This window comes from Metabacillus sp. GQ13 (genome assembly GCF_059758525.1).
The window spans coordinates 1-539 of sequence record NZ_JCAXET010000050.1; the positions used below are offsets into that span (position 1 = coordinate 1).

1 protein-coding gene is annotated in these 539 nt (G+C 33.4%); it reads left to right on the top strand.

What is annotated here, in order from left to right; all coding sequences use genetic code 11:
• Positions 1-108 precede the first annotated feature (108 nt).
• Positions 109-539, top strand: a 431-nt coding sequence (locus AC6CHR_RS25075; RefSeq protein ID WP_498251904.1) for a GNAT family N-acetyltransferase, incomplete at its 3' end; no start/stop codon positions are given.

Consider the following 539-nt stretch of genomic DNA (forward strand, 5'->3'; position numbering starts at 1 on the left):
AGTTGAACAACGGAATGTATTTTTATGGTAATATTTATCTAACTAACCTTATTTGATTTAGTTCGAGAGTATAGTTTTTTTAACACTGAATGGAGGGAACTTATTTCTATGAATTTTGTTCATTTACAAGGCGAAAGAGTAACATTAATCCCTTTAGAAGTTGAACAAACCGACTTATTATTTCAATGCTCACGTTCGCCTGAAATATGGGCAAACCTACCTATAAAAATACATACTGAAAAAGAGATGGAAGATTTTATAATAACTGCAATTTCAGGAAGAGAACGGGGCGATGAATTCCCATACGCTGTTTTTGATAACAAGCTAAATAAAATGGTTGGAATGACTCGATATTTGAGAATTTCTAAAATACATAAGAACCTCAACGTTGGCTGGACTTGGTATTCTCCTGATGTTTGGAGGACTCAGGTAAACACAGAAAGTAAATATTTATTATTTAAATATGCCTTTGAGGTTTGGAGTGCTGTACGAGTAGAAATTATCACTACTTCAACTCACCATCGTTCACAAAAGGCTAT